Source organism: Tissierella praeacuta, assembly GCF_040396155.1.
Lineage (GTDB): Bacteria > Bacillota > Clostridia > Tissierellales > Tissierellaceae > Tissierella > Tissierella praeacuta_A.
The window spans coordinates 61,512-75,231 of record NZ_JBEBOY010000009.1 but is presented as its reverse complement, the minus strand read 5'-3'; the positions used below and the strand labels follow the sequence as shown (position 1 = coordinate 75,231).

Sequence of the window (13,720 nt, the reverse complement as noted above, 5' to 3'; positions counted from 1 at the left end):
CATAAAATAAAATAGCTTTGGCAAAGATAAAATCAAGATATTCAGTTGTAAGCTTTATCCAATTTAATATTTCTTGTCAGACTAGAGATTATTAATTATCTCTAAAGCACAAAGTTATTTACATTCTCTATATTCTCAGTTCTCAGTATTATCTAGCTGCTTTTAATTTGGCTATATCATTCCAATTCTTTGACGTGACTATTTCCATCGTATAAAATTCTTCAGTTAGTTTGTCTATTTTAGCATTAACCTCATATCTAAATTCAGCTAAGTCAGCAGTCTGTTCAATTATATATTTTATATTATTAATTGAAAATAAATATTTAGTACCAACTTTATACTCAATATATGTATCAATGAAAAAAGAAACACTGGTCTTCAGATTAATTCTGAAAACCAGTGTAATTTAAATAAATCTGGACAAATTAAATAATCTAGCTCTTAGGCTTTCATTGAAAATTTAAATCACTCTATTACAAATAAGAATAAGGAGATTAAGTATTCTTTTCTTATCTTATTTCTTTAGAGCCTTAGGTGCCTTAGGTTCATAATATAAAAATGCAGAAATTGTATTTGGAGATTCTTGTGCTACTTTTTTTGCAACCTTACCCATTTTCTCCATCCCTTTACTTAAAACTTTCTTCATATTCCTATTCCTCCCCTTTTATTTTATTATTAATACTCAATGCCACTATCATTAGAGAACTGCTAACGGCAAAGAAGTAATTAATTTCATCTACTAATCCCATTACTGTTAATGCATGGCATATTGTTGCTAAAGCTAAGATAATACTTAGCCATATATCTTTTTTGGTATTACTTTTATTTATAATTTCTTCATTTACAATTCTATTTTTATGCACTGTAGGTCTAGAGAGATAAATCTTTATAGTAGCATAAATAATAAATAATATTCCTATAATTTCTTTTAAATTCTGATCCAGCCATTTTTCTAAAAATACTATTACTATAAAATTCAAGCATGTAATAAATAGACACCCTAAGTATGTCTTACTATGATATCCTCCTACATTTCTTCTAAGTAAAATCAATACACTCAGGTATATAACAGCAGATGCGACTTGTCCCATACTCATTCCAATTAAAATAACAACTAAAGCCGTTAAAATACTAGTTCCTATTATTTTCATTCCATAAAACATTACTTCAATCTCATCTTCATCCGTTGTTAATTGTGAAAAACAACTTTTAATAAATTGGCTTATCACTTTTAATCCTTACCCCTTTCCCTTATAATCATTATAACAAGTAAAATTCGAAATAGTTAAAATTTGGAGTAAGTGGTCTTTTTTTGGACTGAACGGTTTTTAAAGTGATACCATAAATAACACAATAGAAGCTTGTGCGAATTACAGTGAAAAGAAATGATATATTTATTTAAAATTACATCTTGATGAAAATTTCCTACGTAATAAAATTAAAAACATATATATGCCTGTTAATAATAATTTCTTTAAGAAAATCAAAAGCAATATATTTCCTCTAGACATTGCCTCAGTATAATAGAATATATTATAAATAAATATATTGGATTTATGAATATAAAGAAAGATAATAAAGAATACTCGATTGTTATCGTTCTTTATCTAAATAACCACTCAGCCCAAGAAATATCCACTTAATCCATATTTGAGCAGTCTTTAGTTTTATTTGTTATAATCATGGATATATAATTGTGGAAAAAAATGAGCTGATCAGATGAGTAGATTTTACCATATTGTAACTAAGGAAGAATTACCTTTTAAGGTTATCGCACAATCTCGTATAATGAGATTTTTGTTAGAAGAAAATGTAAATTATATTTATGATGCTAAACCAGGTTATAGATATTATAATTGTACGCCATGGGTTTTATCTAACACAAGCAAACTAGAAAAATATAAAGAAGATTTGCCCCTATGTGAAAATTTTGGAGAGCATGAGTATTTTATGTGGTTAATAAAAGAATTTAAAAAACTTGGTAATTTTAAATTTATTGTAGTATGGGAAGATAATTCTAAATGTGCTACTGGATATTATGAAAAATTCTTCAAAACTTGTGAAAAAGAGTATATAAGCTTCGATAAATTCTCTAAATACTTTCAAAGTGAAAAGAACTTTAATAACTTCGAGTTTACCAAAGAAGATGTTTTATTTATAGTGAATGTAAAATAATTCGAGAACTTTACTCAACTCTCTCGAACTACTTTTCCATTAATGAATGAGTTTATAAACCATAGAAGCATGAGAATTCGTTCTTATAAAAAGGCAGAAAAAAGCACTATTGTAATGTACCATATAATGCTTAAGAAAATAAATATATAAACAATATTAAATGATAAATAAGTTTATAAAAAGTTAATTAAAGCAATTATATATATTTGCTTATGGAAAACTAAAAAAATGGAGTACATGATAATAAATTTGTATGAGTAACTTTCTATCTGTGCTACTTTAATTAAACTAAGAATAAAAGATAATCCTTTCTTATATTCCTAGTTTATATATAGTATGCTAAGGATATTTTATTAATGTTAATGGAATTTCGCTAGTTTCATCATTAAAGCTTATAACTACATATACATCTTTGTAGTTTCTTTCTAAATATTTATTTGAGTCAAAAGTAGACTTATATACACCAAATTTTGAAAAATTCTTGTTTTTTATTATTTTTAACTTATCAGTATATATACTTTTATTCTTCACTAAAACATCAACATTTATTTCAGAAGGCAGTTCAAATTCATCTGTAGCTGGTGAAATTACTAATTCACAATTATACCTTGGACTTATATTTAGAGATGCTTTCCAAAAATCATTATTTCCTCTTATGTCAACAATATCTGCTTTTACACTTTTTGTATAAATAATTGAACATATACTTATAAAGATAATAATTATTAAAATTTTAGAAATGTTCTTTTTCACAAAATAGCCCTCCCCTATAGTTTTATTATTAATACTTAATGCTATATCATCAAAAACTGTTAATGATAAAGGAATAATTATTTTCATCCCATAAAATATTACTTCAATCTCATCTTCATCTGTTGTTAATTGTAAAAAACAACTCCTGATAAATTAGCTTATCACTTTTAATCCTAATCCTTTTCCCTTATAATAATTATATCAGGTAAAATTTGGTATAATTTAAATTGGGAGTAAGTGGTCTTTTTTTGGATTAAACGGTTTTTTAAGGGGGTACCTATGTTCAAGATTGCAATTTGTGAAGATAACAAATCCTTTTCATCTGAATTAAAATCAATTATTGAGAAAAAATTTAATCAGTATAATATAGAGTATAATATAAACTGTTTTTATTCAGGAGAAGATATTCTTGATGAAATATTAAATTCAAAGATGAAATATGATGTCATATTTTTTGATATAGAACTTCCAAAATTAAATGGAATCGAAGTGGCACGAAAAATTAGAGAATTATATGATGATATCATATTTATATTTATCACATATTTAGATGAAAAAGTATATGAAGCTTTAGATTTAACTATTTTCCATTTTATTAGAAAAAGTCACTTTCAAAAGGAAATTAATTTAATCCTTGATTCATTAATAAAAAAACTTGACTATTTAACCGAAAAATATGCTTTTCCAATAGATGATAATAATATTTATTTTAAACTTTACGATATTATATATCTTGAAATACTAAACAGACAGCTAATTATACATACCAGAGAAAACACATACATTTCAACCTATCGTTCCTTAAAAGATATTCCGTTTGATTTGACAACAAAACATTTTTATGAAGTATATCGAGGTATAATGGTTAATCTCAATCATGTGAAGGATTTCATAGATAATAAAATTATGCTTTCTAATGGAGATATAGTTTATATTGCAAGAAGAAGACTCCATGGATTTAAAGAAGAGTTCTATAAATATATTTCATCTAAAAGAGAGGGATAATAATGTCAAGTCTTAATATTACATTAAACTTTTTATTTTGTATAATAGATGCTATGATTTTTATAAATCTACTATATATTTTTAAAAACAATAAAAATGGATATAAGTTCACTGATGATATTGTTATAATAGCTGGAATATCTATTTTAATATTTTTCTTTACTCAACTGGGGATTGTTCTTTACACTAAAATAGTCCTCATTTCCATACTGTTATTTTTTGCAACATTTTTATATGATCTTAAATTTTATCAACAACTTTTAATCGTTATATTGTATTATTTTATATTAATTATCTCGGAATTATTGATTACTTTATTAGCCTCAAATATTTTAAGGACAGGGGTAGATAGTATTGGAGGGTATAGCTATTCTTTTTTCTTCTTAGGGATAATTAGTAAGTTCTTGGCTGTATTAATTCTTTCCTTAGTCAAAAGAAAATTTGCTAATAGGAAAATTATACTCCCAATAATCTTAAATTATATTATTATATTTATATTGCTGCTATCCACAATCTCTATGGTTTTATTGTTTTATTCTAATTTGAAATCACCGTCTAAAAGTATTCAATTTATTTTATTTATTATTTGTTTATTCACCTTATTTATCAGCATAGGTATTTTGATAATTTATTTTTATGCAAATAATTTTTATATTGATTTACAAAAAGAAACTACTAAAAGGATTTACGATAGGTCATATGAAAAATTTATTACTAATGCTGAAATAAGAAATGATACCTTATCTAAAATATGGCATGATATAGGAAATCATATTAAGGTATTGGAAAGTATGGACAAAGTAGAAAGTAGCACTCATAATGAATATATTAATTCAATAAAAAACAGACTTAAATCAATCCCTAATACAATAAGTACTGGAAATAAATTAATTAATATAATATTAAACGATAAATATCTAGAAGGAATTTCTCAAGGAATAAGTTTTGACATAAAGGCAATAGCCCCTCCCAAAGTAAACATTGATGATATGGACTTAAGTTCTATATTGTTTAATACTATAGACAATGCAATAGAAGCTTGTCTAAATTATGATGGAAAAAATAAATATATCTCTTTAGAGTTATATCCTGATGGAAACTTCTTATGTTATAAGATTAAAAATAGCTACAGTTCTATTAGCAATACTTCTGATAAAAAATTTTACTTTAATAAGAAGAAGTATATTTCCTCTGGATATGGTCTTAGTATAATAAAGGATATTGTAAATAAATATGATGGTTACATAGATATACAAAAGGATAATAATGAATATTCAGTTACTATTATTCTCCATTTGAGTAACCATTCAATACAAGAAATAACCACTTAGTCCAAATTTAAACTGTCTTTAGTTTTGTTTGTTGTAATAATTATAAAAATTAGTACAAAAATAAAGAAAGAAGGTATTTCATTTTAATATAGCTTTTTTCTTTATGTTTTATATTTTTCTATTGAATAAAAATATATGTTATTTTGACCATCATATAAAAAAATAGCATTAAGTTTATTTCTTTTATCTACATATCCAATGCCTTTAGCACCACTATCATTATGACCATAATTATAATAATTTTCCCCATAAACTTCTATAACCTTTTTTAGATTATCACCTATATAAATGTCTTTATTTCCTATTTTTTTCCTTGATGAGTTTTTTCCGAATTCACTATATTTTGAAATATATACAATTTCCTTAGTTTGCTCAATAAAACCTACTGTTATTTGAGGAGCGTTTTCTTCATTAAAAGTTAAACGATAAGATTTTATATTTGGATTTCTAAAGTAAAACATATTATGATATTCAGGATTGATATAATTAGAAAAATTTTCAATAAAAAAAGATGAATTTATATTATCTGTTATTTTTATATTATCTATATTCTCATTTTCTAAGTTTGTATTTTTAGTCAGAAAAAAAGTTATTTTATCACGATCGAAAAAAAATAAAATTGAAATAATAATTAATATAATTATGAAAATAGTAATAAGCGTTTTTTTCATAAAAAATCCTCTCCTTTAACTAATTGTATCATACATTCTAGTTATTAAAGTATTTAGATTATAACTTTAGTTATGCAAGAATAAAATTATAATTAATAATACTGCTAAAAATAAATATGGTATAAACCATTAACCTGGATTAAATAAAAGTTGCCACTCGTATTCAAGGTTTATGAGTTTTAGATTTCCATAGCGGAAAATCCATCCTTATTTCAATATGTCTACAACAATTTCAAATTTCTTTCCATCACCTTTACAATTAAAAATATATACTGGTCGGTAGAATCCCTTTGAATCCAATTTATAGTCCATATATACATCTATAACCTCAATAGAATCAATTTCCTCAGCGGAAAAGAACATCCATGCATTTCCCTCCAGTATTTTTTCATATGCCTCTTTCTCACTCATGATAAGAACATCTTTTACCTTGGTATAAGTAATTATATTATTTTTGATTGTTTCGATTGTTCCATCATCATAACACATACACTCTAGCTGTCCATCTGTTAATAAATCTCCATATATGTGCTTGTCTATTTTCCATGTATAAGTGTTGTCTTTTTGTGAGCTAAATATTGCTCCTTCTGGAATTTTTATATTAAAACGACTTAATTCTTCTAGTAATGTCTTTTCATCCATATTTATATATTCAGTTCCCTCATGCTTTGAAAAATTTGTATAATCATAGCTTCCATCTAAAAATTTTATCATCAATACATAGTTCTTATTGTTAGTCTTTAACCAATAATAAACTAAATTAGTATATAAATCTTCTTCTAACTCTATACCATCAATGTTTATATTTTTAAAAAAACTTTCAGCAAAGATTTTTGTCTTATTACTATTAAAATCTGGAGCTTTGTATATAGGAATCATGTATTCCCTACTGTCTAATCCAGTTTCAAACTTAACATCTTCATTTTTAGTATTCATTTTTATGTATCCCGGTAATTTTAAAATGCCGAACTCCTTAGTATTGTAATATATAATCATTCCTACAAATATAATTGTCATAATGAAAAGTGGTAATGTATATTTTAATGCTTTTGAAAATCCGTTTTTTTGCCCTTTTCTTATATTCAAAACTGACATTATAGTACAATACCCTATCAATATTCCAATACTGTTATTAAAAATGTCATCTACATCAAAAACTCCCGAATTTGTTTTTAATTGTGTAAATTCAATTGCTAATATAAATATTATACCTGCTACAATTGTCCATCTTACTTTATAGAACTTATTATGTAGAATTGGCAACAGTATTCCTAATGGTACAGTCATTAATATATTTAATATTATATGCTGCAGACTTGATTTATTGAAAGTATCCCAGATTTGTCTGTAGGAACTAAACAAATCAAAATTAACATGTTTATCAACGTACATTCCTCTATTTAAGAGAGTAACATCAAAAATTAGAATTATATAAGAAAAAGTAATAAAAATTACAAGCATTTGTTTTTTCAATAGATTTTTCTCTTCTATTAATATTCTAGTTCTCCTAGATTTTCTATAAAATATATAACAAGCTATAGCTACTAATACAATAGCTACTCCATCTACTTTTATGTTTAATTTTGTAATCAATCTAATTATCTCATGAATTATCATACTTCAATCCTCCAGTGAAATTGATGATTTGTACATTATATAAAAAAATAATATATTAAAAATTTAAATGACGAAAAGCAATAGGTTACCTATAATGGTAACCATTGCTTCGTTTGAAATTAATTTATTGGCTTATTGTCCCTCTTGCATCTATATAATCATCAAGATTACAATAATCTCCCACCAGCCATAGTATATAGTATTTTTTAGTTGTACTTAAAGTTCTTAATTTCTTCCAATAATCCTAGTTCAGATTTTTATATCATATTCATTAAATGCTCTATATACACTATGTAAAAAACGACCCAGAAAAATTCCAAGTCCTTTGAAAGTGAATTCTATTTTTTTATTATTCATCAACAACTAGCAAAAATAAAATCATACAATTCACAGCAAATATCAATAATAATAAGGACTCAATTCTGTCCATTTGTGAATATGTTGCAAATATTTTCCCTATTATTATTGCTATAAGAAAAATAATTAAAGAAAAACCTATTTTTTTATTTTTTTCCATACTAGCCTCAACCCTCTCACATTAACGAATAAAGACCTTTGTTTATCCACTCTATTAAATAAAATAACCCTATAACCCCTTGGCTGCTCCCCCAATATCTATAATATCTTTAGTAGCTTCATAAGTATAGATATATCTTAAAACAACAGAAGCAGTATTACCTCCACCATTTAAATAATTTTTATTAAGTCTATTGCTAATAGTAATCTATTCAGCATATACAAATCCATAATTTCAATGATTTACTTGTTCTTAAATAGCCATACATTTTTGTTTCTAAAATACAAAACTAAAATACATTGTCACAGAAATAGTAATAGACAAAAAATAATTAACTTATAGCAATCATAACAGATATTACTTAATTATTGTTAAAGCTTGGACTAAGTGGTCATTTTTTGGATTAAACGGCTATTGCTTTACCTTGGGAATAAATTAATAATCTAAATATAATAAAATTCCAGAAAAACACTAAGTTTTTCTGGAATTTTATTATTTATTTTCCTTTAACTTTCTTAAGTCTAAAGAAATCTTCTCTTTCTTTTTCTGCCAATACTTCTTCAATATACTTAATAGTTGCAGTATATTTAGGAATTTGGATTTTTTCTAGGGCATTGGCTCTTTTTTGAGTCTTTTTTATTTCCATTGCTAGTTTATATACTGAATTTTCTAGTTCTGCTAATTCATAAATAAGTCTTTTTATATCATTAAATTGTAATACAGCTTTATCAAAGGCTGGATTTGTTCTAAAAAATCCATACTCTGTAGTAAGTTTAGTATCTTCCTTTTTTATTATGGGGACTTCTACTCCCATTACTGATTTAAATAGTATATGGAAATCTTCTTCCTTTTCAATGGAACTTGATATCTCTTCTACTGACTCAGTACCCATGGTTATATTGGCTAATTTTAAAGCCTCATAGGTTTCTTTGAATTCTGTATCTATTCTTTCTTGTAACTCACTGGATTTATCTATTAAGGACATCATTTCTCTTATGAGAACTGTTCTTTTCCTATCTAATAATTCATATCCTTTCTTTGCAAACTGAAGGGAATTTTTAGATTTTAACAAATTTGCCTTTGTAGGAGTCAATTTATATACTGCCATTTAATCACCTTATTTCATGTACCTTTCTATTAAGGCTGGTTTTAATCTATCTAATTCTTCCTGTGATAATAAGGAAAGAATTTTCCAAGATAAATCTAATGTATTATCTATATCTCTATTTTCATTATAACTTTGGGTAACAAAATTTGCCTCAAAAGCTTCTCCAAATTTCATATATCTTTTATCTCTATCAGATAAGTCATCTTCCCCAACTATTTGTGCCAATGCCCTTACATCTTGAACCTTGGAATATGCTGAGAATAATTGATTGGCTACATCTGGATGATCCTCTCTTGTATATCCTTCACCTATACCATCCTTCATAAGTCTTGATAGTGAAGGAAGTACATTTATAGGAGGATAAATATTCTTTTGATGCAATTCTCTAGATAATACAATCTGTCCTTCTGTTATATAACCAGTTAAATCTGGTATAGGATGGGTTATATCGTCATTTGGCATTGTTAAAATAGGTATTAATGTTACAGAACCTTCCCTATCCTTTAACATTCCAGCTCTCTCATAAAGGGATGCTAAATCAGAGTAAAGGTATCCTGGATAGCCTCTTCTACTAGGTACTTCTTCTCTTAAGGAAGAAACCTCCCTTAATGCTTCACCATAGCTAGTTATATCTGTCATTATAACTAATACATGTTGATTTTCTTCAAAGGCCAAATATTCCGCCGCTGTAAGGGCAGCTCTTGGGGCTATTATTCTTTCCATTATTGGGTCATCTGCATAATTAATATACATAACAACCTTGTTTTGAACTCCTGCTTTTTTAAAAGCTTCTTTGAAGAAAAATGCCTCATCGTGTTTTACACCTATGGCTGCGAATACTATGGAGAAATTGTTGCTTTCTTCTCCTTTTACTTTAATCTTTGCCTGTCTGACTATTTGGGCAGCCAATTCATTATGAGGAAGTCCTGAGCCTGAAAATATAGGCAATTTTTGTCCCCTAATTAAAGTAATAAGTCCATCTATAGAAGATATTCCAGTTTGAATATAGTCCCTTGGATATTCTCTAGATACTGGATTTATAGGTCTGCCATTTACATTATAGAAATTATCAGAATATATATCCCCACCGTTATCTATAGGCATACCTATACCATTAAATGTTCTTCCTAATATATCCTTAGACAAAGGGATTTCAAATGGTCTCCCTTCAAAACTTACCTTAGTATTTTCTACAGAATGTCCTAATGTAGAACCAAAAACCTGTACTACTACTTTATCCCCATCTATTTTAATAACTCTGCCTAGTTTCTTTTCACCTAAATTGTTTTCTACCTGTACTATTTCTCCATATCCAACTGCATGAACTTTTGATAGTTCAATTAATGCCCCTTCTACTTTGTCTAATACTAAATATTCTTTTTTCATAGCTTCACCTACTATTTAGAATAATCTAATTCTAATTTATTGTAAAAATCGTTAATCATATTATTTAATTCTTCTATCTTACCTATATTATCATTAGGTATGGAATACTTCATCTTTATAATCTCACCATAAAGCTCTCCATTTTTAACTTGAGAAATAGGTATTCCACTTTTTATAGCTTGTAGACCTCTTTCATATAATAAGTCTATAGTCTTTAACATTTCTAATTGTTTCTTCAATGGTACATAGGTATCTTCTTTATGAAAAGCATTTTGTTGCAAGAATCCTATTTTAATTACCCTTGCTATTTCTAGAATTAATCTTTGATCATCTGGTAAAACATCTTCTCCAACTAAAAGAACTATTTCAAGAAGTCTGCTTTCTTCAAATAAAAGTCTTAGCATCTTTCCACGAAGATTTTCTACTTCTTCATTTAATTCCATTTCATAATATCCCTTTAACATTTCAATATAGCCGCTATAACTATTTAGCCAATTAATAGCTGGATAATGTCTTGAATAGGCTAATTCTCTATCTAATCCTAAAAATACATTGACAAATCTCTTAGTATTTTCTGTAACTGGCTCAGAGAAATCTCCTCCTGCAGGGGAAACTGCCCCTATAATAGTTACAGAACCTTCTTCTCCAGATAAGGACTTTACATATCCTGCCCTTTCATAGAACTGAGCAAGTCTAGAAGGCAAGTATGCGGGATAGCCTTCTTCTGCAGGCATTTCTTCCAATCTTCCTGATATCTCCCTTAGGGCTTCTGCCCAACGGGAAGTAGAGTCCGCCATTATGGCAACATGGTAACCCATATCTCTAAAATACTCTGCCATAGTAATTCCTGTATATATGCTGGCTTCCCTTGCGGCTACTGGCATATTAGATGTATTAGCTATAAGAACAGTTCTTTCCATTATAGGCTTACCAGTTTTCGGGTCTATAAGTTCAGGGAAATCCTCTAGTACTTCTGTCATTTCATTTCCTCTTTCACCACAGCCAACGTATACAATAATATCTGCATCTGACCATTTAGCCAATTGATGTTGAGTCATAGTCTTTCCTGTACCAAATCCACCAGGTATTGCAGCTGTTCCGCCCTTAGCTATAGGAAAGAATATATCTAATACCCTTTGGCCTGTAACCAATAGCTTATCTATAGGTAATCTCTCCTTAGCAGGTCTTTGAATTCTAACTGGCCATTCTTGATACATCTTAAGTGAATGTTTATTTCCAAAGTTATCCTCTAATTCAACTAATTCTTCTTCAATATTATATTTTCCGTTTTTAACTACTTTAGTAACCTTACCTTCTAAGCCAACAGGCACTAGAAGTCTATGGGTAATCAAAGAAGTTTCTTGTACAGTTCCAAATATTTGACCTTCTTTTAAATAATCTCCGCTTTTTACATTTAAATTTACTTCCCATAGTTTTTCCTCATCAATGGATATAAGACCTATACCCTCTGGTATGAAACTGCCGAAATCATCTCTTATTTTCTTTAGTGGTCTTTGAATTCCATCAAACATATTTCCAAGCATACCAGGTCCTAATTTTAATGAAAGGGGTTTACCTGTTGATACTATTAACTCTCCTCTTTTTAGTCCTTCTGTTTCCTCATATACTTGTACTGTACCATGATCGCCATCTATGGATATAATCTCACCGATTAACTTCTTGTTTCCTACTAATACCATTTCCCTCATCTTAAATCCAGTCATATTTTTCCCAACTATTACTGGGCCATTTATCATGGCTATTTTACCTGTTAAATTATCCATTTAAACCACCTGTCTTTTCTAGGGATGAGTATAATTTCTTACCTATTAGGTATTTGTTTTCCTCTATAATAGTCTTAAAGCTATTATCTAAATTATAATTTCTATCTTTATCTGATAATGTAAATCCTCCAATTATATCCGATGAAGTAATCCCCAAAGATATATTTTTATTGTTTTCCTTACCTATTTTAATAATGGAATCTTGGAATCTTTCTTTATCTGCTTCTATAACATTTATAATAATTTCTTTTTCAGGCACTTCTTTTATTATATCTGTAATTTTACTAAGAATATAATCATTATAATCATTATAATCATTAGATAAAACAAACTTTCTTGCTTTATCTTCTAAAGAAGATATTAAATCCTTTAGTACCTCTTCTCTTTTTACAAGGATCTTTTCTCTATTTTCTTGAGTAGCCTTTGAAACCATTTCATTTTTTTGTGTTTCTGCTAACATTCTCTTTCTGTTAATTATTTCATCTCTCTTTTTTTCCAGCTCTATTTTTTTCTCCTCTAAGATGGAGTTGTTCTTAGCTTCCAGTTCTTCTAATGTTTTTTTACATTTTTCCTCTTCTTCTTTAAATATTACTTTATAGAATATATCTAATTTATCATCAAGAGTAATCATTGAATCACCACCTAAATTTTTATACCTATGGATTCCTTTATATATCTCATTATAAAGTTTTTATCCCTTAGACCTGTTCTATCTGGAATAGTAGTTATTATTTGTGTACTCCCAGTTCTTTTAAGCTCTAATACCTTTTCCTTCATTTCTTCAAATATCTTTTCTGTTATAATGATAATCCCAATATCAGGGTCATGAACGGATTTATAAAAGTAAAGTTCAATATCTTCCTTAGTTTCTGCTAAGGCTCCTTCTATTCCAGCTAATCTTAGTCCTATGATTGTATCCTTGTTATCACTAATTAGAAAGGATTTCATATTATAACCTTCCAAGAATTAATATAGATACTATAAGACCATAGATGGCGATACCTTCTGCAAGACCTACGAAAATTAAAGTCTTACCTAATATACTAGGATCCTCTGAAACAGCTCCTAGAGCTGAAGAACCTACTACGGCAACTGCATATCCAGCACCTACTGTTGCTAGACCTGTTGATAATGCTGCTGCAATAAATCCAAATCCTGATACTGATGATGCGCCAGCTGTTTCAGCGTTAATTATTCCTGGTACTAAAGTTATTATTGTTGCAACAAGTATTGGTAAAAATACGTATAAATTTGTTCTTAAAACCTTCTTTAATTTCCTTCTATTACCTTCTACATTTTTGTAAATCATAAAAATTCCAGTTCCTATAGTCATTAAAACCATTAAAGTTGTTGATATTAATATAAATTCCATT

Annotated in this window: 15 protein-coding genes; 3 read left to right on the top strand and 12 right to left on the bottom strand. The window is 27.6% G+C overall.

Translation table 11 applies throughout. From position 1 onward, the window contains the following. Positions 1 to 514: 514 nt before the first annotated feature. Positions 515 to 646 (bottom strand): cyclic lactone autoinducer peptide, encoded by a 132-nt coding sequence (locus tag ABWP20_RS06640; protein ID WP_353094952.1) that lies wholly within the window; start codon positions 644 to 646, stop codon positions 515 to 517. 4 nt (positions 647 to 650) lie between these two features. After that, entirely contained in the window at positions 651 to 1,229 is a 579-nt protein-coding gene (locus tag ABWP20_RS06635; protein ID WP_353094950.1) for an accessory gene regulator B family protein, read from the bottom strand. Between the two features lie 490 nt (positions 1,230 to 1,719). Between ABWP20_RS06635 and ABWP20_RS06630 the strand changes: the two genes are divergently transcribed. After that, positions 1,720 to 2,175, top strand: coding sequence for a hypothetical protein (locus ABWP20_RS06630; protein WP_353094948.1), 456 nt, complete (start codon positions 1,720 to 1,722; stop codon positions 2,173 to 2,175). Between the two features lie 339 nt (positions 2,176 to 2,514). Here ABWP20_RS06630 and ABWP20_RS06625 read toward each other — a convergent pair whose 3' ends face one another. Continuing rightward, positions 2,515 to 2,928, bottom strand: coding sequence for a hypothetical protein (locus ABWP20_RS06625; RefSeq protein ID WP_353094946.1), 414 nt, complete (start codon positions 2,926 to 2,928; stop codon positions 2,515 to 2,517). 279 nt (positions 2,929 to 3,207) lie between these two features. Here ABWP20_RS06625 and ABWP20_RS06620 point away from each other — a divergent pair, with 279 nt between their 5' ends. Together ABWP20_RS06620 and ABWP20_RS06615 are read left to right on the top strand one after the other, a co-directional pair. Further along, the gene (locus ABWP20_RS06620; RefSeq protein ID WP_353094944.1) at positions 3,208 to 3,933 is read left to right on the top strand and encodes a LytR/AlgR family response regulator transcription factor; all 726 of its coding nucleotides are present in this window, start codon (positions 3,208 to 3,210) and stop codon (positions 3,931 to 3,933) included. A 2-nt stretch (positions 3,934 to 3,935) separates the two neighbouring features. After that, complete coding sequence (locus tag ABWP20_RS06615; RefSeq protein WP_353094942.1) at positions 3,936 to 5,264, top strand: sensor histidine kinase; 1,329 nt, start codon at positions 3,936 to 3,938, stop codon at positions 5,262 to 5,264. Positions 5,265 to 5,365: 101 nt separating this feature from the next. Here the strand turns inward: ABWP20_RS06615 and ABWP20_RS06610 are convergent, their stop codons facing one another. From ABWP20_RS06610 to ABWP20_RS06570, 9 genes are all read right to left on the bottom strand, one after another. After that, positions 5,366 to 5,935, bottom strand: a complete 570-nt coding sequence (locus ABWP20_RS06610) for a hypothetical protein (RefSeq protein WP_353094940.1) — start codon at positions 5,933 to 5,935, stop codon at positions 5,366 to 5,368. Between the two features lie 207 nt (positions 5,936 to 6,142). After that, positions 6,143 to 7,552 (bottom strand): VanZ family protein, encoded by a 1,410-nt coding sequence (locus ABWP20_RS06605; RefSeq protein WP_353094938.1) that lies wholly within the window; start codon positions 7,550 to 7,552, stop codon positions 6,143 to 6,145. Between the two features lie 349 nt (positions 7,553 to 7,901). Next, the gene (locus ABWP20_RS06600) at positions 7,902 to 8,069 is read right to left on the bottom strand and encodes a hypothetical protein (RefSeq protein WP_353094936.1); all 168 of its coding nucleotides are present in this window, start codon (positions 8,067 to 8,069) and stop codon (positions 7,902 to 7,904) included. A 496-nt stretch (positions 8,070 to 8,565) separates the two neighbouring features. Further along, the gene (locus ABWP20_RS06595; protein ID WP_353094934.1) at positions 8,566 to 9,177 is read right to left on the bottom strand and encodes a V-type ATP synthase subunit D; all 612 of its coding nucleotides are present in this window, start codon (positions 9,175 to 9,177) and stop codon (positions 8,566 to 8,568) included. A 9-nt stretch (positions 9,178 to 9,186) separates the two neighbouring features. After that, positions 9,187 to 10,563, bottom strand: a complete 1,377-nt coding sequence (locus tag ABWP20_RS06590) for a V-type ATP synthase subunit B (RefSeq protein WP_353094933.1) — start codon at positions 10,561 to 10,563, stop codon at positions 9,187 to 9,189. Positions 10,564 to 10,574: 11 nt separating this feature from the next. Next, positions 10,575 to 12,347 (bottom strand): V-type ATP synthase subunit A, encoded by a 1,773-nt coding sequence (locus ABWP20_RS06585; RefSeq protein WP_353094931.1) that lies wholly within the window; start codon positions 12,345 to 12,347, stop codon positions 10,575 to 10,577. Beyond that, positions 12,340 to 12,978, bottom strand: coding sequence for a V-type ATP synthase subunit E (locus tag ABWP20_RS06580; RefSeq protein WP_353094929.1), 639 nt, complete (start codon positions 12,976 to 12,978; stop codon positions 12,340 to 12,342). The genes ABWP20_RS06585 and ABWP20_RS06580 overlap by 8 nt, the downstream gene beginning before the upstream one ends. Positions 12,979 to 12,989: 11 nt before the next feature. Continuing rightward, a complete protein-coding gene (locus tag ABWP20_RS06575; RefSeq protein ID WP_353094927.1) occupies positions 12,990 to 13,295 on the bottom strand; it encodes a V-type ATP synthase subunit F in 306 nt (101 codons plus the stop codon). A 1-nt stretch (position 13,296) separates the two neighbouring features. Further along, complete coding sequence (locus ABWP20_RS06570) at positions 13,297 to 13,719, bottom strand: ATP synthase subunit C (RefSeq protein WP_353094925.1); 423 nt, start codon at positions 13,717 to 13,719, stop codon at positions 13,297 to 13,299. Between the last annotated feature and the right edge of the window lies 1 nt (position 13,720).

Coding starts and splice junctions, on each gene's coding strand:
- ABWP20_RS06640 (WP_353094952.1), bottom strand. CDS start 646: ATGAAGAAAGTTTTAAGTAAAGGGATGGAGAAAATGGGTAAGGTTGCA.
- ABWP20_RS06630 (WP_353094948.1), top strand. CDS start 1,720: ATGAGTAGATTTTACCATATTGTAACTAAGGAAGAATTACCTTTTAAG.
- ABWP20_RS06620 (WP_353094944.1), top strand. CDS start 3,208: ATGTTCAAGATTGCAATTTGTGAAGATAACAAATCCTTTTCATCTGAA.
- ABWP20_RS06615 (WP_353094942.1), top strand. CDS start 3,936: ATGTCAAGTCTTAATATTACATTAAACTTTTTATTTTGTATAATAGAT.
- ABWP20_RS06610 (WP_353094940.1), bottom strand. CDS start 5,935: ATGAAAAAAACGCTTATTACTATTTTCATAATTATATTAATTATTATT.
- ABWP20_RS06605 (WP_353094938.1), bottom strand. CDS start 7,552: ATGATAATTCATGAGATAATTAGATTGATTACAAAATTAAACATAAAA.
- ABWP20_RS06600 (WP_353094936.1), bottom strand. CDS start 8,069: ATGGAAAAAAATAAAAAAATAGGTTTTTCTTTAATTATTTTTCTTATA.
- ABWP20_RS06595 (WP_353094934.1), bottom strand. CDS start 9,177: ATGGCAGTATATAAATTGACTCCTACAAAGGCAAATTTGTTAAAATCT.
- ABWP20_RS06590 (WP_353094933.1), bottom strand. CDS start 10,563: ATGAAAAAAGAATATTTAGTATTAGACAAAGTAGAAGGGGCATTAATT.
- ABWP20_RS06585 (WP_353094931.1), bottom strand. CDS start 12,347: ATGGATAATTTAACAGGTAAAATAGCCATGATAAATGGCCCAGTAATA.
- ABWP20_RS06580 (WP_353094929.1), bottom strand. CDS start 12,978: ATGATTACTCTTGATGATAAATTAGATATATTCTATAAAGTAATATTT.
- ABWP20_RS06575 (WP_353094927.1), bottom strand. CDS start 13,295: ATGAAATCCTTTCTAATTAGTGATAACAAGGATACAATCATAGGACTA.
- ABWP20_RS06570 (WP_353094925.1), bottom strand. CDS start 13,719: ATGGAATTTATATTAATATCAACAACTTTAATGGTTTTAATGACTATA.